The sequence below is a fragment of the Micromonospora parathelypteridis genome, assembly GCF_014201145.1.
Classification (GTDB): Bacteria; Actinomycetota; Actinomycetes; order Mycobacteriales; family Micromonosporaceae; genus Micromonospora; species Micromonospora parathelypteridis.
In genome coordinates this window covers 2,179,120-2,198,928 of record NZ_JACHDP010000001.1, presented here as the reverse complement: position 1 = coordinate 2,198,928, position 19,809 = coordinate 2,179,120, and the positions used below count along the sequence as shown (strand labels likewise).

The window sequence follows — 19,809 nt, the reverse complement described above, 5'->3', positions numbered from 1 at the left end:
AGCCGACTGACGGACCGGGGGTCAGACCGAGCGCGGCGGCTCCGTCTCGTGGATGGCCAGCTCCTCGGCGGTCGCCCCGCCACCAGCGGAACCGGCGTCGTACGCCACCGAGTCGGTCTCCTGGTCGGTGTGCGACCCCTCGTCCGGTTCCACCAGCCGACCCACCGTGGCGTCGGCGACCGTGCCGAGCTGGCCGTGGTCGTAGAGGGAGACCGGCGAGTTCGGGTCCGAGGTGGGCCCGGGGTCGATCACGTCGGCGTCCAGTTGGGCCTCCGCCGCGGCCTCCAGGTTGTCGGCCTCGAAGGCGATCTTCGGGTCGATCGTCCCGGCCAGCGGGTCGTCCGCCGGACGCTCGTAGACCTCCCGGTCGAGCTTGTAGTCCAACGACTCACCGTCGAGCTGCTCCTCGGCGGTCGTACCGAACCGGTCCACCGCCACCGGCGTCCGGTCGCCGGGCAGTTGGGCCGGGTCCGGGCCGTCCGCCTCGCGCCCGGTGAGCACATCGTCGTGGGCGGTCGAGTCGTCATCGGCGGTGTCGGGCAGCCCTTGCGCCTCGGTGTCGGACACGGGGGTCGGGTACTCGTTGTCGCGCATGTCTGATCACTACCCGCTGCCCTGCCGCCATAACCGAAGCGCCGCCGGCCATGCCCTGCCGAAACCGGCACCCGAGGCGAAAAGCCCCGTCACTCGGATGCCGCGGCCTCGTCGTCCGGGTGCAGCACGCACCAGACGACCTTGCCGTCCGGTACGGCGCTGCTGCCCCAGCGACGGGCCAACGTGTCGATCAGGAGCAGCCCTCGGCCGCCGACCCGGGTCGGCGGGGACAGACCGGCGAACGTCGGCCGGAGCGGGGAGTAGTCGCGGACCGCCACGTGCAGGGTGCTGCCCTGGGGAGCCACCCGCACCGTCATCGGAGTCTGGGCGTGCGCCACCACGTTGTTGACCATCTCGGTGATCGCGATGCACGCCGGGTCGATGAGCGCCGACAGGCCCCAGCACTGGCAACCGGTGGTGACCAGCTCGCGGGCCTGCCGAGCCGCTCCCACCGTCGGCGCCAGTTCGGCGGTGAGCACCGCCGCCAGCGGCGCCGCCGCGACCGCGGCCAGCGCGCCGTCCAGAGTCGGCCACGCCGGCACGCCGGCCAACATGGTCGGCGAGGCCGGCACACCGGCCAGCGGCGCGTCCGCCTGGTCGGGCCCGTCCACCGCAGGGTCACACAGCAGCAGATCCGCGGCAGGCCAGTCGGCGACCTCCCGGCGAACCTCGCCGAAGACGCCGCGCCCCGCCGGGTCGACGACCCGCAGCCCGGTCACGTCGGCCACCACCGGGCCCGGTCGGTCGCAGAGTCGGGCCAGCAGCGCGCCGCGCACCGCCTCGGCTTCGGCAGCGTCGAGCACCCCGGTCAGCCGGATCACCACCGACGAACCGTCGATCTCCACGAGGCAGCTCGACATGATCGCCCCATTGTGCGCGTCAGTGACAGTTCGCGCATTCGGGCGCTCGATGTCGGTCATCGGCCGTCCGACCGGGATCGGCGGTTGATCGCCGCCATCGTGCCGACCGCGGTGCCGGCGGCGGCAAGGCCGAACGCGGCGGTCATCCGCACCAACTGACGCCGTCGGCCGTGCCAGCCGCCGTCCCGCTGGGCCTGGGCGTCGGCGTGGAACACGTTGCCGCTGCTGTCCGACCGAGCGCCCGGACCGAACTGGGTGCGGTGGGCGTACCAGCCGAGGGTGCGCTCGAACAGCGCGGGCGCCAGCCGCCACTGCAGGCCGAGCAGCCGGGCCGCGCCACCGGCGTACGCCTCGCGGCGGGGCCGGCGTAGCAACCGGACGATGGTCTCGGCGACCACCTCCGGCGGGTAGATCGGGGGCGGTGGCACCAGCTCACGTCCGCTGTAGTTGGCCGCGTGCCGGAAGAACGGGGTGTCGATGGTGGCGGGCAGCACGGTGCAGACGGAGATCTGACCGCGACCGGTGACCCGCAGCTCCTGCCGGACCGTGTCGGCCAGCCCTCGGATGCCGTGCTTGGTGGCGTTGTACGCCGACTGGTACGGCATGGCCACCTCGGCCAGCACCGAGGCGTTGTTGACCAGCACACCGCCGCCGGCCGCGCTGAGGTACGGCAGTGCGGCCTTGATGCCGTGCACCGCCCCGAGCAGGTTGACCTCCAGCACCCGGCGGAACTCGGCGACCGGAATCTCGTCGAACAGGCCCACCGCGCTCACCGCGGCGTTGTTCACCCAGGCGTCGATCCGCCCGAACTCGGCCGCTGCCCGATCGGCCAGCCGTCGCACCGACTCCAGGTCGGTCACGTCGGTCGGCACGACCAGTGCCCGTCCGCCCAACTCCCAACAGCGCTGGGCGACCTCTCGTAGGGCCGCCTCGCTGCGGGCGGCCAGGACGACGGCGGCACCGCGGCGGGCCAACGCGTACGCGGTCGCCGTGCCGATCCCGCTGGACGCGCCGGTGATCACCACGGTCGAATCGTCAAGGCTGCGGGTCAGCGGCATTCCTGATCGGTACCCCCGCCCGGGCCTGCTCATACCAGGGACCGATTGTTGATCACTCTGGGAGCGGCGCGAAATGTGGCTGTTGTGCTTGCCGTGGCGCAAGCGTCGGTGGCACCTGCGGGGACTGTTCCCGATCTGCCAGGTTTCGACTCCGGGTCCCGAGGTTAATGGGACGCTCTGAAACGGGAGGACCACCGCCGAGGAAAGATCGCAGGGAGGTGACCCATGCGCGTCGGCCTCGTCTGCGCGCACGCCAGCTCGTACCGCCATGCCGACGGTCCACCGGTCGGCACCCGGCAGCACATCGCGCGGGTCGCCGCCGAGTTGGCCGATCGAGGCCACGACGTCCGCCTCTACGATCGCCAGGACGCCCCCGGGCTGCCGGCGATGGTCGACGTGGACGGCTACCAGGTGCACCAGGTGCCCGCCGGCCCGCCCACCCCACTACCAACCGCCGAGCTCATCCCGTACGTGACGGAATTCGGCCGCTGGCTGGCCGACGAGTGGTCCGGTGCCTGGCGGCCCGAGGTGGTGCACGGGCACTACTGGGTCGGTGGCCTGGCCGCCGCGCACGCCGTCCGGGAGACCGACATCCCGGTGGTGCAGACCTTCCACTCGCTCGGCGTCGAGCAGCTGCGCCACCTGGGCGGTGGTTACGACGGGCCGGGGGAGCGGATCACCCTGGAACGCGCGTTGACCCGGGCGGTGGACATCGCCGTGGCCCAGTCGAACGACGAGGTCGACGAGCTCACCCGGATGGGTCTGCAACGCAGCTCGGTCGCGTTGGTGCCGGCCGGGGTGGACATCGAGCAGTTCCAGCCCGACGGCGAGGCGGCGCCGCGCGAACAACGGGCCCGCATCCTCTCGGTGGGCTCACTCTCCGCAGGGCACGGGCAGGAGGACCTGATCCGGGCGATGCGTCTGGTCGGTGACGCCGAGCTGGTGATCGCCGGTGGGCCGTCGGCCGACCAGTTGGTCAACCACGCGGAGGCGCGACGGCTGCGCGAGCTGGCCGAGCAGGTCGGTGTCATCGACCAGGTACGGCTCGTCGGGGCGGTGCCGCACGACCAGATGGCCACCTGGTACCGGTCGGCGGACGTGGTCGCCTGCACCCCGCACTACTCCTCGGCCGGACGGGTCTCGCTGGAGGCGATGGCCTGCGGCGTGCCAGTGATCGGCTACGCGATGGGCGGCCTGGCGGACGCCGTCGTCGACGAGGTCACCGGCCGACTGGTGCCCCCCGGCGACGTACGGGCGCTCGGAGTCTCGCTGCGCCGACTGCTCGCCGACAACGCCGGCCGTTTCGCGTACGGGCACGCCGCCGTTGACCGGGTGCGCAGCAGCTACACCTGGGAGCGCACCGCCGGCGCGTTGGAACGCCTCTACGAGCGGGTGGTGAGCCGCCGCAAGCCGGTCGAGGCCTGAGGCGGGCTGTCGGACGGCCGTACCGTCAGCCGGGCCGGCCGGCGGCGACCATTGCCTGGCTGCGGCGGCGCGCCACCGAGCGTTGTTGCTGCGGCTCGGCGTACCGGGTCAGCCCGATCACCGCGGCCAGGGTGACCAGGAAACCGGCCGCGGCCAGCCATTCCCTCCCCGGCCAGATCTTGTCGTTGAGCAGCAGCAGGCCGACGATCGCGGCCGGCACCGCCCCGGCGGCGTCCATGGCGGCGACCGCGGCTGTCGTCGAGCCACGCTGCATGGCCAGACCGAGCAGGAGCTGACCGACGATCGAGTGGGCAATCAGCAGGTAGAACAGCGGGTCGGCGAGGAACGCCTCGGCGGACGGCGCGGACGCCAGTGGACGAGCGGCGACCGCCGCCGAGCTGAACGCCAACCCGGCCAGCGAGCCGAGGGCCACCGAACCCGGTGCCCCGCGCAGCCGGACGGCGAACACACCGAGCACCGCGATGACGCCGAGCGCCACCAGCAGAGCGATCGCCCCACCGGTGCCGAGCTGCCGCGACGGCGCCGGCCGGGCGGACAGCACCAGCGCGGTGATCCCGGCGAAGAGCAGGGCCAGCAGCACCACCTCCGCCACCGGTAGCCGCCACTTGAGCACCAGCACGCCGAGGATGGCGGTCACTCCGAGCCCGGCCGCGACGCTCGCCTGCACGAGGAACAGCGGCAGGTCCCGGCGGGCCAGGAAGGCGAGCACGAAACCGCCGATCTGGCAGCTCAGACCGACCAGGTACGTCCGGTGCCCGGCGAGGCGCAGCAGCAGGCCCGGATCGAAGGTGTGGTGGACCGTGGTGCGGGCCGCGGCCACCGACTGGAGGAGGTTGGCGACGCCGTACGCGACGATCATCGCCGCGAGGAAGCACCAGCCGGAGGAGACCACCTGGCGAGGATAGAGGTAACCGGCAGTCAGCGCTCGGCTGGAGGATCGAGCCGGATGAGGATGTCGGTGTGCAGTACACCGTTGGTGGCCACCAGGCTGCTGTCGGTGCCAGGGGCACCGGCCGGGGCCGGTCGACCGGACAGATCCGTGACCGTGCCACCCGCCTCGGTGACGATCGGCACCAGCGCCGCCACGTCCCACAGCGACAGCTCCGGCTCGACCATCACGTCCAGTGCGCCCTCGGCCAGCAGCATGTAACCGTAGAAGTCGCCGTACGCCCGGCTGCGCCAGCTGGCGCGCATCAGGTCGAGCATCGCGTCGAGCCGGCCGGTCCGTTCCCACCCGTCCAGCGACGAGTAGCAGAAGCTGGCGTCGGCGATCCGCTGCACGGCGGACACCCCGATCCGCTCACCGTCGGCAGGGCCCGGCCCGGCGTACGCGCCCGCGCCCGCGCTCGCCCACCAGCGCCGGCCCAGCGCCGGCGCGGACACCACGCCGACCGCCGGCCGGTCGCCGTCGTAGAGCGCGATCAGGGTGGCCCAGACCGGCACACCTCGGACGAAGTTCTTGGTGCCGTCGATCGGGTCGATGATCCAACGACGGCCGTCCGGGTCGCTGGCCGGCCGCGTCCCGTACTCCTCGCCGAGCAGCCCGTCGTTCGGCCGGTGCTCGGCCAGCAGGGCGCGGATCTCCCGCTCCACGGCGGTGTCCGCGTCCGAGACCGGGGTCAGGTCGGGCTTCGCCTCGACCCGCAGGTCGAGCGCGCGGAACCGGGCTGTGGCGATGGCGTCGGCCCGGTCGGCGAGCAGGTGGGCGAGGGCGAGGTCGTCGGCGTACCCGGTCATGCCGGCAACCTAGCCGACGCCCGTCGGCTCACTCGTCGGGCCCGCGCCGGTCACCCTCGCCGGGCCCGCGCTGGTCGCTCTCGCCGCGCGAGTCACCCTCGCCGGCGCGGGAGGCGAGCAACCGACGGTACGAGGCCAGCCGGCGCGGGTCCGCCTTGCCGGCGGCCACCCAGGCATCCAACCCGCAGGCGGCCTCGTCGGCCGTGTGCTGGCAGTTGGGCGGGCAGTCGACGGTGCCCTCGACCAGATCCGGGAAGCCGTGCAGGAGGCTGTCGGCCGAGACGTGCGCCAGCCCGAAGCTGCGGATCCCGGGAGTGTCGATGATCCAGCCGGGATCGGTGTCGACCCCGGGCACCGGTGGCAACCGCAGCGCCACCGCGCTGGTGGAGGTGTGCCGGCCACGGCCGATCGCGCTGACCACGCCGACGGCGCGCAGGGCGTCCGGGACGAGGCGGTTGACCAGGGTCGACTTGCCCACCCCGGAGTGCCCGACCAGCACCGACACCCGGCCGCCGAGCAGCGCGCGCAGTGCGCCCAGGTCGGAGTCGGGGCGGTTGAGCACGTACGGCAGCTCCAGCTCGGTGTAGTAGCCCAGCACCTCCTCCGGGCCGGCCAGGTCGGCCTTGGTGAGGCAGAGCAGCGGCTCGACGTCCGCGTCGTACGCGGCCACCAGGCAGCGGTCGATGAACCCGGTGCGCGGCGGCGGATCGGCCAGCGCGCTGACGATCACCAACTGGTCGGCGTTGGCCACCACCACCCGCTCCAGCCGGCCCTCGGCGGTGGTCTCGTCGTCGTCGGCGGTGCGGCGCAGCACCGAGCGGCGCTCGGCGATCCGGACGATGCGGGCGAGGGCGCCCTCCGCCCCGGACGTATCCCCGACCAGGCTGACCCGGTCGCCGACCACCACCGACTTGCGGCCCAGCTCACGGGCCCGCATCGCGGTGACCGTGGGAAGCTCGGCCCCCACCACGCCGCGTTCGGCCCCGGCCAGCACGCACTGGTAGCGCCCCCGGTCGACGGCGATGACGAAACCGTCCACGGCGTCGGCGTGCTGAGGTCGGGTGCGCGTACGCGGGCGCGACGACTTCCCGGGTCGCACCCGTACGTCGTCCTCGTCGTACTCCCGCCGTTTGGTCGCCAGGACCTGTCCTCTTCTCGCGTCAGCTCTTGCCGGTCACCATCGCTGACCATAGTGCCGGGAACTCGGGCATGGTCTTGGAGGTACACCCCACGTCGTCCACCTCGATGCCGGGAACGGCGAGCCCGGCCACCGCGGCGGAGTGAGCCATCCGGTGATCCTGGTAGGTGCGGAACACCCCGCCGCGCAGCGGCCGGGGCCGGATCTCCAGCCCGTCCGGCGCCTCGGTGATGTCCGCCCCGAGCGCGGTGAACTCGCGCGCGAGCGCGGTCAGCCGGTCGGTCTCGTGGCCACGGATGTGCCCGATGCCGGTGAAGACCGACGGAGAGTCGGCCAGCATGGCCAGTGCGGTCAGCGCAGGGGTCAGCTCGCTGACGTCGGAGAGGTCGGCGGTCAGGCCGTGCACCACACCGGTGCCCCGGACGGTCAGCCCGCTGGTGGAGAGGGTGACCTCGCCGCCCATCCGTTGCAGCAACGAGCGGAGTTGCTCGACCGGCTGCGCGCTGCTGTGTGGCCAACCCTGCAGCGTCACCTCGCCGCCGGTGACCAGGGCGGCGGCGAAGAACGGCACCGCGCCGGAGAGGTCCGGTTCGATGTCCCAGCCGCGCCCGGTGAGCGGGCCCGGCTCGACGGTCCACACGTCAGGGGTGCTGTCGTCGACGGCCGCTCCGGCGGCACGCAACATCTGCACCGTCATCCGAAGGTGCGGCGCGGACGGCACCGGCGGGCCGACGTGCCGCACCACGACGCCGCGGTCGAAGCGCGGGGCGGCCAGCAGCAACCCGGAGACGAGCTGGCTGGAGGCGGACGCGTCGATCACCACCTCACCCCCGGTGACCCGGCCGGTGCCGAACACGGTCAGCGGCAGGCTGCCCGCGCCGGTGACGTCGATCCGGACGCCAAGCGAGCGCAGCGCACCGACCAGCGGGCCGAGGGGTCGGGTGCGGGCATGGGGGTCGCCGTCGAAGGTGACCTGCCCGTCGGCCAGCCCGGCCACCGGCGGCGCGAACCGCATCACGGTGCCGGCCAGGCCCACGTCGACGTGCGCGGGGCCGACCAGTGGGTGCGGCCGGACCAGCCAGCGCTCGTCGTCACTGATCGACACGTGTGCGCCCATCGCCCGCAGGCCGGAGGCCATCAGCTCGGTGTCGCGGGCGCGTAGCGGCCCGGCCAGCGTCGACGGGCCGGCGGCCAGCGCGCTGAGCACCAGGGCGCGCGCGGTCATCGATTTGGAGCCGGGCAGACGCAGCGTCGCCGTCACCGGGTCGGATGCGGTCGGTGCGGTCCACGGCTGCGGCGGCCGGGTCGCGATCAGGTTCCCCACGGTTACATTCTGCCGTGTCGGCCGGTGGACGGCGGAAACCGGCGGTCGTACTCCCGGTTGGCGGGACAGCCGACGGGGTCCCCGACGCGTTAGCGTGTGGCTCATGTGCGGCAGGTACGCGACGACCCGGAGCTCCGGCGAGCTGAGCGCGCTGTTCGAGTCGTCCGACGACACGGACGGCCTGCTCGGACCGGATCACAACGTCGCGCCCACCGACCCGGTGCCGCTGGTCCGGGTCAGCCCGGAGGGGCATCGCAGTCTCTGCGTCGGTCGCTGGGGTCTGCTGCCGCACTGGTCCCGCTCCGCCGCCGGGGCAGCCCGCATGATCAACGCGCGGGCGGAGACGGTGGCCACCAGCCGGGCGTACGCCGGGTCGTTCTCCCGCCGCCGCTGTCTGGTCCCGGCCGACGGCTGGTACGAGTGGGTCCGCCAGCCCGACGGTGGGCGGCAGGCCTATTACATGACCCCCAACGACGGCTCGGTGCTCGCCCTGGCCGGCATCTGGTCGGTCTGGGGGTCCGACGCCGACACCCGGCTCACCTTCAGCGTGCTGACCACCGCGGCGCTCGGCGACCTGGCCGAGGTGCACGACCGGATGCCGGTGCTGCTGCCGCCCGAGCGCTGGTCGTCGTGGCTGGCGCCGACCGACGAGCCGGAGCGGTTGCTCACCCCGCCGTCGGCGGAGTGGCTCGCCGGGTTGGAAATTCGCCCGGTGGGGGCGGCGGTGGGCGATGTGCGTAACGACGGGCCGCACCTGACGGCACGGGTGCCGGCGGTGACTCCACAGGAGTTGACTCTGTTCTGAGGTCGAAGCGCATCGTCGGGTGCCGATTTGCCAGGGTTGCGCTCGATTCGTCTCCTGGCTGTTCAGTCATGTTCCCGGCAGACCCTTGTCCCGGTGTTGCGAAGTGCGATAGAACACAGCGCGCCGGTAGTGGTCGTCGATTCGCACGGGGCGGACGACGTCCACAGATCTTGCCGGTCCCACGGGGGAGGTGGGTGGATGACACGGGCGCGTATGCCTCGGCCGCACGAGGTGGCCGCGGCGCGGCGAGATCCGCGACTGCTGCGGGCCGTCCGCGATCGGCGACAGGACGACGCGTGGCGCACCAGAGGCACATGCCAGGCGGTCGATCCGGAGACATTCTTTCCGGCACCGAACGAGCCGGCCGACGCCGCCGTCGCGCTGTGCCGCAGTTGTGACGTGCAGGGGTCCTGCCTGGCCTGGGCCCTCGACGTCGGTGACTGCCATGGCGTCTGGGGTGCCACCACGCCCCGGGAGCGGCGGGCGATGCTTGTCGCCTGGCGCGGCGAAGTCGAACCGGACCCGGACGCCATCGACGACGCCGGCCCGCCGGTGCGGGACCGCCTGCTCACCCTGGTCCCGCTGAGCTGATCGGAGGGCCGGTCCGCACCCGTCGCCTGGCCGGGCGGCGCAGAATGGGTCGGTGCTACCCAGCGACGAGATCACCACGCCGCGAGGTTCGGCGCGGATCGACACCGATCTGCCGGCCCGCCCCGCCACCGCTCTGCTCGTGCTCGGGCACGGCGCGGGCGGCAGCGTCGACGCCCCCGACCTGCTCGCGGTCCGGGACGCGTCGGTCGCGGCCGGCCTGGCGGTGGTCCGGGTGACCCAGCCCTACCGGGTCGCCGGTCGGCGTGCGCCGGCACCGGCGGGGCATCTCGACGAGGCCTGGACGGCGGTGCTCGCCGTGCTGCGTGACCGGCACGCCGACGTGCCGACGGTGCTGGTGGGTGGTCGGTCCAGTGGCGCACGGGTGGCCTGCCGGACGGCCCGTGCGGTGGGCGCGGTGGGCGTGGTCGCGTTGGCCTTCCCGCTGCATCCGCCCGGGCGGCCGGAGCGCTCACGGGCCGCCGAACTGGACACCGGCCTGCCGACGCTGGTCGTCAACGGCGACCGGGACCCGTTCGGGACGCCGCAACCGGGGCCGGCCGTGCAGGTGCTGACCCGTCCGGGGGAGACGCACGACCTGCGGCGGGATCCGGGCGGCACCGCTGCCCTCGTACGAGACTGGCTGCGCGCCCAGGGCTGGGCCGCGCCCGACTGATCCGGTGCGCTCCGGCGCGCCGCGGCCGGCCGACCCCGGCTCGCCCGGACGACCGTTTCCGGTGCCGGGCGCGGGTCGTTGCATCCGTTGGTGCCGCCGGCCCGAACCGGACAGGCGATACCAGTCCTCCCAGGCCCTTCCTGGTCCCAGCGCCGGCCGCCGTCGGGGCCGGGACCAGGAACGGGAGGGTGGGCCGGAATGCAAAAGTGGTCATCTCGCGTTACAACCCCCGGACGACTTTTCTGCGAGGGGGGTGAACGGTGCCGACCGAGACACGGAGTCTGGAACGGGACGAACGGGACGCCCGGCAGCTGAAGCAACTGCTGGATGGCCCGGATTGGCCCGCGACGGCGGGACCGGGCGGGGTGGGTGCGGTGAGCACGGGCACACCGGCCGGAAGTGAATCTGCGGGCAGGTCCGTGCGCGTATCCTCGGCGGGGAAGCATCCGACGCGAGGGGATGTGCGGTTGACCACCGAGAAGACGGACGAGCGCAGGGCCCGATTCGAGCGGGACGCGATGCCATTCGTCGATCAGCTCTACGCTGCTGGGCTGCGGATGACGCGCAACCCGGCGGATGCCGAGGACCTGGTCCAGGAGACCTACCTGAAGGCGTACGCGGCCTTCCACCAGTTCGAGCAGGGCACGAACCTGAAGGCCTGGCTCTACCGGATCCTGACCAACACCTACATCAACTCCTACCGCAAGCGGCAGCGCCAGCCGATCCAGGCGCCCACCGAGGAGATCACCGACTGGCAGCTCGCCGAGGCCGAGTCGCACACCTCGAGTGGGCTGCGCTCCGCCGAGACCGAGGCACTCGACCGGCTGCCGGACAGCGACGTCAAGGAGGCCCTCCAGCAGTTGCCGGAGGAGTTCCGCCTGGCCGTCTACCTCACCGATGTCGAGGGTTTCTCGTACAAGGAGGTCGCGGACATCATGGGTACGCCGATCGGCACCGTGATGTCGCGTCTGCACCGGGGGCGTCGTAATCTGCGCAAGCTGCTCGAGCGCTACGCCGGGGAGCGGGGCTTCAGTGCGGCCCGCTCATCGAAGGGCTCGACTGCCGCCGCTGCCGGCCGGGAGGTGTGACGTGAGCTGTGGGGAGCCGCACGAGACGGATTGCCGCGAAGTGCTCGCGGAGGTCTACCTCTACCTGGATCTGGAGTGCGCCGACGAGCGGCGCTCGCTGATCCGGCACCACCTGGACGAGTGCGGGCCCTGCCTGCGCGAGTACGGGCTCGAGCAGGAGGTGCGGGCGCTGGTGGCTCGTTGCTGCGGCAACGAGACCGCGCCGGACGAGCTGCGCGAGCGACTGCGGGTCAAGCTCACCGAGCTGGTGGTCTTCGAGACCAGTGATTCCCGCGAGCTGGCCGACTGAGCGTCGGTCGTATCTGACGGACCAAGACCGGTGGCCCGGGTCGATGTCGACCCGGGCCACCGGTGTATCCGGCGTCGGCCGGGTCAAGCTGATCGGTGACGGGCCGCCGGCCCGCCGACTCGTTCAGGAGTTGGGACGCTTGCCGTGGTTCGCGGCGCTCTTCTTACGGGCCTTCTTCTTGCGGGACTTCTTCGCCATGCTGACCTCCTCGTGATGGGTCGGATCCGTTCTGCGGACGACCTCGGCGCCGGTGTGCCCACCGGCGGTCCGGCATCGGGTCCGACCCGCTGATGGTAGTGCGGTCGACACCCGCCGCCTTCCCCAGGGCGGGCCGGCTATCCGGGCCGTGCCGCTGCGCGTCCATCGCCGGCAGCCGCATGATTGGATACGTCGGCAGGCACATCGCGAAAAGGGAGGGCCTGGACATGGCCGAGGAGATCCGCGCCGAGATGGTGGCGAACGTCTGGAAGGTCGTCGCCACGGCGGGTGACACTGTGACCGAGGGCGACACCCTGGTGATCCTCGAGTCGATGAAGATGGAGATCCCGGTCATCGCCGAGTCCGATGGCGTGATCCAGCAGCTCGCCGTGCATGAGGGCGACGTCGTGCAGGACGGCGACCTGATCGCAGTGATCGCTTGAGCGGGCTGCGGGTTCGTCCTGCCGAGCCGGCCGACTTCCCGGCGGTTGCCCGGCTGACCGTGGCCGCCTACGAGGCGGACGGCCAGCTCAAGGGCGAACACGGGTACGGCACGGTGCTGGCCGACGTGTCGACCCGGGCCGGCAGCGGCGAGGTGCTGGTAGCGGTCGACGAGGTGACCGACGCGGTGCTCGGCTCGGTGACCTTCGTGCTGCCGGGCACCCCGTTCGCCGAGTTGTCCGGGCCGGGCGAGGCGGAGTTCCGGATGCTCGCGGTCGACCCGGGCGCTCAGGGGCGGGGCGTCGGTGCCGCGCTGGCCAAGGCGTGCGTCGAGCGCGCGGCCGAGCTGGGCTGCACGGCGGTCGTGATCTGCGTCCGGGCCGGGATGGCCGATTCGGCGCACCGGCTCTACTCGCGGCTCGGGTTCGTCCGCGCGCCGGAGAAGGACTGGTCGCCGGCGGTGGACGTGGACCTGCTCGGCCTGCGACTGGACCTGACGCGCGTCTGACCCGCCGGCGACCGATCAGCCCGGGTCGGTCGGGGCCGCGCCCCGGTCGGGCTCCGCGGCCTCGTCGGGCTCGGTGCCGATGGCTGCCAGCAGCTCGTCGGCCACATCCAGGGCGAGCTTGCGGCGATCGTCGTCGCTGATGCCCGGCGCGCGGACCGCGAACCAGCTGCTGTGCACCGCGAACAGTGACAGCGCTGCGCGGAGCTGGGCGGCGGGGGAGCTGTCGCCCCGGCAGAGCGCGTTGGCCAGCTCCATCATCCGACCGCGCATCTGCTGACCGGCGGCGAGGCTCTTGAGCGCGGTCTGGTTCTGCTCGAAGAAGCGCATCACCGACGGCTGGGTGCCGTCGAACATCGTGTCGGCGTACCGGGAGATCAGCTCGCGCCGGGTGGCCAGGGTGGCCGGCTGCGTCTCGGCCCAGGCGTTCAGCGCGTCCATCTGCTCCAGTCGGTCCTCGACGAAGCTGGCGACGATGTCGTCCTTGCTCTTGAAGTGGTAGTAGAGCGCGGCCTTGGTGACATTGAGGCGTTCGGCGATCTCCCGAAGCGAGGTCTTCTCGTACCCCTGCTCGGTGAAGAGTTCGAGCGCGACGGTCTTGATCCGCTCCCGCGTCCCGCCTGTGCTCTCCCTCACGCACGCCCCCCAATTGGCTTGACCGTCGCTTGTTACCCAACTTACCGTGCGGCTAGTAAGGTGACTAGCCGGGCGGCAAGTAAGTGTGGCAATTCTCGGGGGGAGCTTACCCATGACTCAGGCAACCCAGACCGGCGTACGACCCAACAACATACGGGTCGTGCTGTTCGGGCTGATGATCGCGATGATGCTCGCGATGCTCGACAACATGATCGTCAGCACCGCGCTACCGCGGATCGTCGGCGAGTTCGGCGGCCTCAACCACTTCACCTGGGTGGTTACCGCGTACGTCCTGGGCACCACCGTCTCCACCCCGATCTGGGGCAAGCTCGGTGACCTCTACGGCCGCAAGTCGGTCTTCCTGACCTCGGTCGTCGTCTTCATCGTCGGCTCGGCCCTCTGTGGCATGGCCGGCTCCGGGATGCTCGGCGGCCCGCAGGACGGCATGGTTCAGCTCATCGCCTTCCGGGCCGTGCAGGGCCTCGGTGCCGGTGGGCTCATGGTCGGCGTGATGGCGATCATCGGTGACCTGGTCCCGCCCCGCGAGCGTGGGCGCTACCAGGGCATGATCGCCGGCATCATGGCCATCGCCATGGTCGCCGGCCCGCTGGCCGGTGGCTTCATCACCGATCACCTCTCCTGGCGCTGGGCGTTCTACGTGAACCTGCCGCTGGGTGGGGTCGCGCTGCTCGTGCTGATCACCACCATGCACCTGCCGAAGTACCGCACCGAGCACCGGATCGACTGGCTCGGCGCCGGGCTGCTCTCGGTCGGCATCACCGCGATCGTGCTCATCACCACCTGGGGTGGCAACGAGTACGACTGGACGTCGCCGCAGATCCTCGGCCTGGCCGTGCTGGGTGTGCTCGCGCTGGTGGCCTTCGGCCTGGTGGAGCGTCGCGTCCAGGAGCCGATCCTCCCGTTGGCGCTCTTCGCCAACCGCAACTTCGCGCTGATCTCGGTGATCGGCTTCCTGCTCGGCTTCGCGATGTTCGGCGCGATGAACTTCCTGCCGCTCTACCAGCAGACCGTGCAGGGAGCGTCGGCGACCAACAGTGGTCTGCTGCTGCTGCCCCTGATGTTCGGCATGCTGGTCGTCTCGCTGGTCATCGGCCGGGCGATCACCAAGAACGGTAAGTACCGGGCGTACCCGATCATCGGTGGTGTGGTGATGACCGCGGGCATGGCGCTGCTGTCCATGCTCGACACCGACACCAGCAAGGTGATGTCCTCGCTGTACATGGTCGTGCTCGGCGTCGGCATGGGCTTCCTCATGCAGACCTCGATGCTGATCGCGCAGAACAGCGTGGAGCAGAAGGACCTCGGCGCGGCCAGCGGCGCGGCGACGTTCTTCCGGTCGATCGGCGGCTCGTTCGGCATCTCGCTGTTCGGCGCGATCTTCGCCAACCGGTTGGCCAGCTCCGAGGGCGGACGGGCCTTCGGCGGCGAGTCCGGCGGCGCCGGAATGGACCTGGCGAAGCTCAAGGAGCTCCCCGCCCAGGCGCGCGAGTTGGTGCTCGGTGGCCTCTCCGACGCGATCTCGCACGTCTTCCTCTGGGCGGTGGTGTTCACCATCGCGATCCCGGTGCTCGCCTGGTTCATCAAGGAGATCCCGCTGCGGACCGCCAACGAGGCGCCGCCGCAGGCCACCCCGGAGGAGGAAGCCGAGATCGCCCTCGGCAAGGCCTCCGTCGCCTGACCCGACACACCTGCCGCGCCGCGTCTGCCCTCCGGGCCGGCGCGGCGCGGTCAGTTGTGGCGCGTGAGGCGTTGCCAGAGGCGACGGAGGGGGTTGCGCGGGCGGGGGAGTCGAGGGGATCGGGTGCCGATCAGTTCGGTGGCCAGTGCCGCGGTGGCGGGGTCCAGCTCGGGGGCGGCAAGCGCCAGGTGAGCCAGCGAGACGGCGATCGGGACCGGTCGGGCCCGAGCCACGGCGGCCGCGTCGGCGAGCCGATCCGCCACCACCCGCGCCACGTCCGACCGTACCGAGGGGTCCACCCAGGCGGCGGTGACCAGGGCGAACAACGCCGCCTCGGTGACCCAGTCCTCGACGTCCCAGATCAGGTCGAGCAGCACGCGGCGCCGGGTCGACCCCTCCCACGGCTCGTCGGTGCGGTGGTGCAGCAGCCCCAGGCAGGCCCACACCTGCACACCACGGACCCAGACCGACGGGTCGTGGGCGGCCAGCAGCCGACCCACCGCGTTGGCCGGCGCCGCCGGTGGGTGCACCAGCAGGCCGAGCAGGTCGGCAACGTCGAGACCGGCCAGGCCCACCGCCGCGTCGTACGCCGCCGGTGGGTGTGGCCACGCCGGGTGCGCGATCTGCCCGATCCGTTCGACCGCCGTCGCCGAGGGCGCCGGCAGCGCGGGCGTGGGGACGTTGTCCGCGTAGTGCCACAACCGCTGGGCGGACGCCCGTCGGGGCTCGCGGGGGTCCGGGTCCGGCGTTCCGACGATGTCGATCCGCAGCCCGGGAGCAGTGGACGTCGCCGTCCGGACGGCGCTCGGCGGGGCGGCGGCGGGTAGGCGTACGGCGTTGCCGAGACCGTTGTCGTCATCGGCCACCGCCTGGCGCATCGCGTCGACGAGTGGACCGCCGGCCGGGGTCAGTTGGCCGAGCCAGGGCCGGCCTCGGCAGCACTGGGCCAGGTCACCGTGCTCGTGGCTGTCGTCGGGGTGGTCGCGGACGAAGTCGGCGAGCGCGACCAGGTGGGCCAGGTCGCCGTCGCGCTGGTGCCGCAGGCGGTGGGCGGTGTGCACCGCGCAGTCGAACGACGGGTCGCGCGCCAGCGCCCGCTCGGTCCACTCCAGCGCCTCGTCCAGCCGGCCGATCTCGGCCAGGGTGCCGGCGATGTCCGCGTAGATCGCCAGGTCGTCGGGGTCCAGCTCCACGGCCCGACCGAGGGCGGCGAGGCCGTCGCGGGTCCGGCCCGCGCTGCGGTACGCGTACCCGAGCCAGACCTCGCCCATCTTCGACGGTTGTGCGCGTACCCCTCGGGTGGCCCAGCGGACCGCGAGCGCGGCCTCACCGAGACGCCGGGCCAGCGCGGACGCCGCGCCCAGCAGCAGACCGTGCTCGGGGTGGACGGTGACCGCGTTGTGGGCCAGCGTGAGGTACGGCGTGAGGGCGTCCCGGCCGACCCGCGGCACCGGGTCGGGCAGCGAGGCGCAGATCTGCATGAGGATGCGGGCGATGTGCTCCGGCGTCAGCCGTTCGGCCAACTCGGGCGCGGTGACCCACGGAACGCCGGCCCACTGGACGCCCGGCGCGTACGCGGTCGCCGCGGCCAGCAGCTCCAACCCTTCGGCGGGGCGGCCGACGGTGGCGAGCAGATGGGCGCGGGCGACGACCGCACCCACGAAGGTGTGGTGGTTGATCGGGAAGAGGTCGAGGCCACCGCCGCTCGCCGTGGCGAGCCGCGCCAGCGTCTCGTGCACCTCCGGGAGGGTGGGGGCCTGCGCCAACGCGCCGGCGAGGTGGCCGGCGGCGTGCTGCAGGTCGCCCTCGTCGAGTGCCAGCCGGGCCAGCGCCAGCTCCTCCGTCGCGGAGAGCGCGGGGTCGTCCGTTCCCTCGGGCACGTCGTCCTCTCGTCGCAACCTAGACCGTGTGTGGCGGGGCAAGCGTAGTTGATATTGGGATCATTCGGTGATCGCCTGCGCACTCCTGCTCGTTCGATTGCTGAGATACGATAAAAAGTGCAAGACTGAGCAGGAATCGCGCGGTAATCGCGCAAGGGGGGAGTGTCCGTGACACGTGCAGGGGCTGGGATGGCCGCCGACATCGACGAGCAGCCGGCTGGCTACGCGCGGCTGCTCTCCGCCGCCAACGCCGCCGAGATCGCCCGCGTGGCGGCGGTGATCGCCGAGCGTCGCCCGCGGCACGTGGTCTTCACCGCCCGCGGCACCTCGGACCATGCGGCCCTCTACGGGGCGTACCTGACCGAGATCCGGCTCGGCCTACCCGCCGGGCTCGCCTCGCCGAGCGCGGTCACCCTCTTCGGGGCTCGCCCCGACCTGTCCGACGCGCTGGTCGTCGGGGTCAGCCAGAGCGGCGGGTCACCCGACCTGGCCGAGGTGCTGCGCGCCGCCCGAGCCACCGGGGCGCTGACCCTCGCGGTGACGAACGCGCCAGGGTCGCCGCTGGCCGAGGTGGCCGAGCTGAGCATCGACATCGCCGCCGGGCACGAGCGGGCGGTGGCCGCCACCAAGACGTACACCGCCGAACTGCTCGCCCTGCTGATGCTGGTGGAGGGCATCCGGGCCGGCGACGGCGTGCTCCCGGCGGCCGAACGCGAGGCGCTCGACGCCCTGCCCGAGTTGGCCGCCCGCACCCTGACCGACGGCACCCCGGCCCAGCTCGCGCCGCGTTACCGGTTCGCCCGCCAACTGGTCACCACCGGCCGGGGGTACGCCTACCCGACCGCCCGGGAGGCCGCGTTGAAGCTGATGGAGACCTCGTACCTGCCGGCGCTCGCCTTCTCCGGCGCCGACCTGCTGCACGGCCCGCTCGCGATGACCGACCCGGAGGTGCCGGTGCTCGCCCTGGTCGGCTCCGGTCCGGGTGGACGGTCGATGGGCGAGGTGCTGCCCCGCCTCGGCGAACGCCGCGCCGACGTCGTGGTGGTCGGCTCCGCCGACGTGCCGGGCGCCACCCGGCTGGCCGTTCCGGAGGTCGACGAGCGGTACGCCCCGCTGCTGGACATCCTGCCGCTGCAGCGGTTGGCGCTGGCCCTGGCGCTCACGCGAGGTGAGGACCCGGACGCGCCGCGCGGGTTGAAGAAGGTCACCGCGACGATGTGAGGCCCGGCGTGGCACCCTGGTCACCGTGTCCACGCTGCGCGACCTTGCCGAGGAGCACACCCATCTCCGTCCGGCCGACATCGACCACCTGCACCGGATCGCCGGCGACTGGCAGCTGCTCTCCGATCTGTCCTTCGCTGACCTGCTGCTCTGGGTGCCGGTCGACGCCGACGGCACGTTCCTCTGCGTCGCCCAGGTCCGCCCGACCACCGCACCCACCGCCTATCAGGACGACCAGGTGGGGCGGATCGTCGGCGGGCCGGAGGTGGCCCACCTGGGAGTGGCGTACTCCCAGGGCCGGATCTGGCGGGAGGGCGACCCGGTCTGGTACGGCGACGTCCCCGCCCGGCACGAGGCGATCCCGGTCCGTCTGCGGACGGCCGAGGGTGAGGCCGGCGAGGTGATCGCCGTGGTGGGCCGGGACACCAACCTCTCCACCGCGCGTACCCCCAGCCAGCTGGAGCTCAACTACCTGACCACGGCCGACGACCTGGCCCAGATGATCGCGGATGGCACCTTCCCACCGCCCCGGCACCCGGGTGAGACCACCTCCGCGCCCCGGGTCGGTGATGGACTGGTGCGGCTGGACGCCGGCGGCAAGGTCACCTACGCGAGCCCGAACGCGCAGTCGGCGTACCGCCGGTTGGGTTACGCCTCCCACCTGGTGGGCGAAGACCTCGCCGCGCTGCATCGCCGGCTGGCCGGCGACCCGCTGGACGGCACCGAGGCGGCGAACGGCATCCTGGCCGCGCTGCGCGGTGAGGCGCCGCCCCGACGGGAGATCGACGCACGTGGCGCGACGATGCTCACCCGGGCGCTGCCACTGATGCCCGCCGGGGTGCCGATCGGCGCGCTCGTGCTGGTGCGGGACATCACCGAGGTCCGCCGCCGCGATCGGGCACTGATCACCAAGGACGCCACGATCCGGGAGATCCACCACCGGGTGAAGAACAACCTCCAGACCGTTGCCGCGCTGCTGCGGTTGCAGGCCCGCCGGGTGGCGATGCCGGAGGCTCGGGTCGCCCTGGAGGAGTCGGTCCGCCGGGTCGCCTCGATCGCGCTGGTGCACGAGACGCTCTCCATGTCCAGCGACGAGGCGGTCGAGTTCGACGGCATCGTCGACCGGGTGGCCAGCGCCGCGACCGAGGTCGCCGCGACGGAGGTGAGCGTCGGCATGCGTCGGCAGGGCAGCTTCGGTGTGCTGCCGGCGGAGATCGCGACCTCGCTGGTGATGGTCCTCAACGAGTTGCTGCTCAACGCCGTCGAGCACGGCTTCCCGCCGGCCGAGGAGGCGGACGACGAGCCCGCCTCCGCCGTGGCCGGCCCTGATTTCGTGCCGGCCGTCGTGCCGGAGGCCGATCCGTCGGTGCGGCCGGAGGTGGTGGTGTCGGCGCACCGGTTCCGCAAGATGTTGCATGTTTCGGTGACGGACAACGGGCGTGGGCTGCCGCCCGACTTCGACGCCGAACGCGGCAGCCGACTCGGCCTGCAGATTGTCCGAGCCCTGGTCACCGGTGAGCTGCGCGGCACCATCGAGCTGCGTGCCGGTGCCAACGGCGGCACCGAGGCGATGCTTGTCGTTCCGCTGGCCCGCAGCGCCCACGACGGCCGCTCGCAGGCCTGAGG

General features: G+C 72.4%; 21 protein-coding genes. 11 read left to right on the top strand and 10 right to left on the bottom strand.

The features are described from left to right. Positions 1-21: 21 nt before the first annotated feature. The 3 genes from HNR20_RS09565 to HNR20_RS09555 all read right to left on the bottom strand — a co-directional run bounded on the left by HNR20_RS09565 (position 22) and on the right by HNR20_RS09555 (position 2,512). Positions 22-594, bottom strand: a complete 573-nt coding sequence (locus HNR20_RS09565) for a DUF5709 domain-containing protein (RefSeq protein WP_184178330.1) — start codon at positions 592-594, stop codon at positions 22-24. Between the two features lie 89 nt (positions 595-683). Further along, positions 684-1,454 (bottom strand): ATP-binding protein, encoded by a 771-nt coding sequence (locus HNR20_RS09560; protein WP_229687074.1) that lies wholly within the window; start codon positions 1,452-1,454, stop codon positions 684-686. Positions 1,455-1,510: 56 nt separating this feature from the next. Beyond that, on the bottom strand, positions 1,511-2,512 hold the full coding sequence (locus tag HNR20_RS09555) for an SDR family oxidoreductase (RefSeq protein ID WP_184178326.1): 1,002 nt from the start codon (positions 2,510-2,512) through the stop codon (positions 1,511-1,513). Positions 2,513-2,737: 225 nt separating this feature from the next. Here HNR20_RS09555 and HNR20_RS09550 point away from each other — a divergent pair, with 225 nt between their 5' ends. Further along, positions 2,738-3,937 (top strand): glycosyltransferase, encoded by a 1,200-nt coding sequence (locus tag HNR20_RS09550; RefSeq protein WP_184178324.1) that lies wholly within the window; start codon positions 2,738-2,740, stop codon positions 3,935-3,937. Between the two features lie 25 nt (positions 3,938-3,962). Here HNR20_RS09550 and HNR20_RS09545 read toward each other — a convergent pair whose 3' ends face one another. From HNR20_RS09545 to aroA, 4 genes are all read right to left on the bottom strand, one after another. Next, positions 3,963-4,817 carry a DMT family transporter gene (locus HNR20_RS09545; RefSeq protein WP_221310349.1) on the bottom strand — a complete coding sequence of 285 codons (855 nt, stop codon included), beginning with the start codon at positions 4,815-4,817 and terminating at the stop codon, positions 3,963-3,965. Between the two features lie 59 nt (positions 4,818-4,876). Next, entirely contained in the window at positions 4,877-5,695 is an 819-nt protein-coding gene (gene hisN, locus HNR20_RS09540; protein WP_184178320.1) for a histidinol-phosphatase, read from the bottom strand. Positions 5,696-5,723: 28 nt separating this feature from the next. After that, a complete protein-coding gene (gene rsgA, locus HNR20_RS09535; protein WP_184178318.1) occupies positions 5,724-6,794 on the bottom strand; it encodes a ribosome small subunit-dependent GTPase A in 1,071 nt (356 codons plus the stop codon). A 61-nt stretch (positions 6,795-6,855) separates the two neighbouring features. After that, positions 6,856-8,157 (bottom strand): 3-phosphoshikimate 1-carboxyvinyltransferase, encoded by a 1,302-nt coding sequence (aroA, locus tag HNR20_RS09530; protein WP_184178316.1) that lies wholly within the window; start codon positions 8,155-8,157, stop codon positions 6,856-6,858. 103 nt (positions 8,158-8,260) lie between these two features. Between aroA and HNR20_RS09525 the strand changes: the two genes are divergently transcribed. The 5 genes from HNR20_RS09525 to rsrA all read left to right on the top strand — a co-directional run bounded on the left by HNR20_RS09525 (position 8,261) and on the right by rsrA (position 11,603). Continuing rightward, complete coding sequence (locus HNR20_RS09525; protein WP_184178314.1) at positions 8,261-8,962, top strand: SOS response-associated peptidase; 702 nt, start codon at positions 8,261-8,263, stop codon at positions 8,960-8,962. Between the two features lie 198 nt (positions 8,963-9,160). Beyond that, the gene (locus tag HNR20_RS09520) at positions 9,161-9,553 is read left to right on the top strand and encodes a WhiB family transcriptional regulator (RefSeq protein WP_184178312.1); all 393 of its coding nucleotides are present in this window, start codon (positions 9,161-9,163) and stop codon (positions 9,551-9,553) included. Positions 9,554-9,605: 52 nt separating this feature from the next. Then, positions 9,606-10,226, top strand: a complete 621-nt coding sequence (locus HNR20_RS09515; RefSeq protein ID WP_184178310.1) for an alpha/beta hydrolase family protein — start codon at positions 9,606-9,608, stop codon at positions 10,224-10,226. 260 nt (positions 10,227-10,486) lie between these two features. Further along, complete coding sequence (locus tag HNR20_RS09510) at positions 10,487-11,314, top strand: sigma-70 family RNA polymerase sigma factor (RefSeq protein ID WP_184178308.1); 828 nt, start codon at positions 10,487-10,489, stop codon at positions 11,312-11,314. A 1-nt stretch (position 11,315) separates the two neighbouring features. Further along, complete coding sequence (gene rsrA, locus HNR20_RS09505; RefSeq protein WP_030336658.1) at positions 11,316-11,603, top strand: mycothiol system anti-sigma-R factor; 288 nt, start codon at positions 11,316-11,318, stop codon at positions 11,601-11,603. 123 nt (positions 11,604-11,726) lie between these two features. On the opposite strand, the gene HNR20_RS32850 is transcribed toward rsrA, so the two are convergent. Further along, on the bottom strand, positions 11,727-11,801 hold the full coding sequence (locus HNR20_RS32850) for a 50S ribosomal protein bL37 (RefSeq protein WP_369814844.1): 75 nt from the start codon (positions 11,799-11,801) through the stop codon (positions 11,727-11,729). Positions 11,802-12,022: 221 nt separating this feature from the next. On the opposite strand from HNR20_RS32850, the gene HNR20_RS09495 reads away from it, so the two are divergent. Then, positions 12,023-12,244 (top strand): biotin/lipoyl-binding carrier protein, encoded by a 222-nt coding sequence (locus tag HNR20_RS09495; RefSeq protein ID WP_184188239.1) that lies wholly within the window; start codon positions 12,023-12,025, stop codon positions 12,242-12,244. Beyond that, positions 12,241-12,750: a GNAT family N-acetyltransferase gene (locus HNR20_RS09490; protein WP_184178304.1), complete on the top strand. Its 510-nt coding sequence runs from the start codon at positions 12,241-12,243 to the stop codon at positions 12,748-12,750. Before HNR20_RS09495 ends, HNR20_RS09490 begins: the two co-directional genes overlap by 4 nt. A 15-nt stretch (positions 12,751-12,765) precedes the next feature. On the opposite strand, the gene HNR20_RS09485 is transcribed toward HNR20_RS09490, so the two are convergent. Beyond that, the gene (locus HNR20_RS09485; RefSeq protein ID WP_229687072.1) at positions 12,766-13,383 is read right to left on the bottom strand and encodes a TetR/AcrR family transcriptional regulator; all 618 of its coding nucleotides are present in this window, start codon (positions 13,381-13,383) and stop codon (positions 12,766-12,768) included. 112 nt (positions 13,384-13,495) lie between these two features. Here HNR20_RS09485 and HNR20_RS09480 point away from each other — a divergent pair, with 112 nt between their 5' ends. Next, positions 13,496-15,082, top strand: coding sequence for an MDR family MFS transporter (locus HNR20_RS09480; protein ID WP_184178300.1), 1,587 nt, complete (start codon positions 13,496-13,498; stop codon positions 15,080-15,082). Between the two features lie 50 nt (positions 15,083-15,132). On the opposite strand, the gene HNR20_RS09475 is transcribed toward HNR20_RS09480, so the two are convergent. Further along, on the bottom strand, positions 15,133-16,962 hold the full coding sequence (locus HNR20_RS09475) for a tetratricopeptide repeat protein (protein WP_184178298.1): 1,830 nt from the start codon (positions 16,960-16,962) through the stop codon (positions 15,133-15,135). A gap of 189 nt (positions 16,963-17,151) precedes the next feature. Here HNR20_RS09475 and HNR20_RS09470 point away from each other — a divergent pair, with 189 nt between their 5' ends. Both HNR20_RS09470 and HNR20_RS09465 read left to right on the top strand, forming a co-directional pair. Continuing rightward, positions 17,152-18,183: an SIS domain-containing protein gene (locus tag HNR20_RS09470; protein WP_184188236.1), complete on the top strand. Its 1,032-nt coding sequence runs from the start codon at positions 17,152-17,154 to the stop codon at positions 18,181-18,183. Positions 18,184-18,208: 25 nt separating this feature from the next. Beyond that, positions 18,209-19,807: a PAS domain-containing sensor histidine kinase gene (locus tag HNR20_RS09465; protein ID WP_184178296.1), complete on the top strand. Its 1,599-nt coding sequence runs from the start codon at positions 18,209-18,211 to the stop codon at positions 19,805-19,807. Positions 19,808-19,809: the final 2 nt, after the last annotated feature.

What these genes read in the sequence shown, in the direction of transcription:
- HNR20_RS09555 (WP_184178326.1), bottom strand. Translation starts at nt 2,512, where the DNA reads ATGCCGCTGACCCGCAGCCTTGACGATTCGACCGTGGTGATCACCGGC.
- HNR20_RS09545 (WP_221310349.1), bottom strand. Translation starts at nt 4,817, where the DNA reads ATGATCGTCGCGTACGGCGTCGCCAACCTCCTCCAGTCGGTGGCCGCG.
- HNR20_RS09520 (WP_184178312.1), top strand. Translation starts at nt 9,161, where the DNA reads ATGACACGGGCGCGTATGCCTCGGCCGCACGAGGTGGCCGCGGCGCGG.
- HNR20_RS09560 (WP_229687074.1), bottom strand. Translation starts at nt 1,454, where the DNA reads ATGTCGAGCTGCCTCGTGGAGATCGACGGTTCGTCGGTGGTGATCCGG.
- HNR20_RS09480 (WP_184178300.1), top strand. Translation starts at nt 13,496, where the DNA reads ATGACTCAGGCAACCCAGACCGGCGTACGACCCAACAACATACGGGTC.
- HNR20_RS09470 (WP_184188236.1), top strand. Translation starts at nt 17,152, where the DNA reads ATGGCCGCCGACATCGACGAGCAGCCGGCTGGCTACGCGCGGCTGCTC.
- HNR20_RS09525 (WP_184178314.1), top strand. Translation starts at nt 8,261, where the DNA reads ATGTGCGGCAGGTACGCGACGACCCGGAGCTCCGGCGAGCTGAGCGCG.
- HNR20_RS09565 (WP_184178330.1), bottom strand. Translation starts at nt 594, where the DNA reads ATGCGCGACAACGAGTACCCGACCCCCGTGTCCGACACCGAGGCGCAA.
- hisN (WP_184178320.1), bottom strand. Translation starts at nt 5,695, where the DNA reads ATGACCGGGTACGCCGACGACCTCGCCCTCGCCCACCTGCTCGCCGAC.
- HNR20_RS09550 (WP_184178324.1), top strand. Translation starts at nt 2,738, where the DNA reads ATGCGCGTCGGCCTCGTCTGCGCGCACGCCAGCTCGTACCGCCATGCC.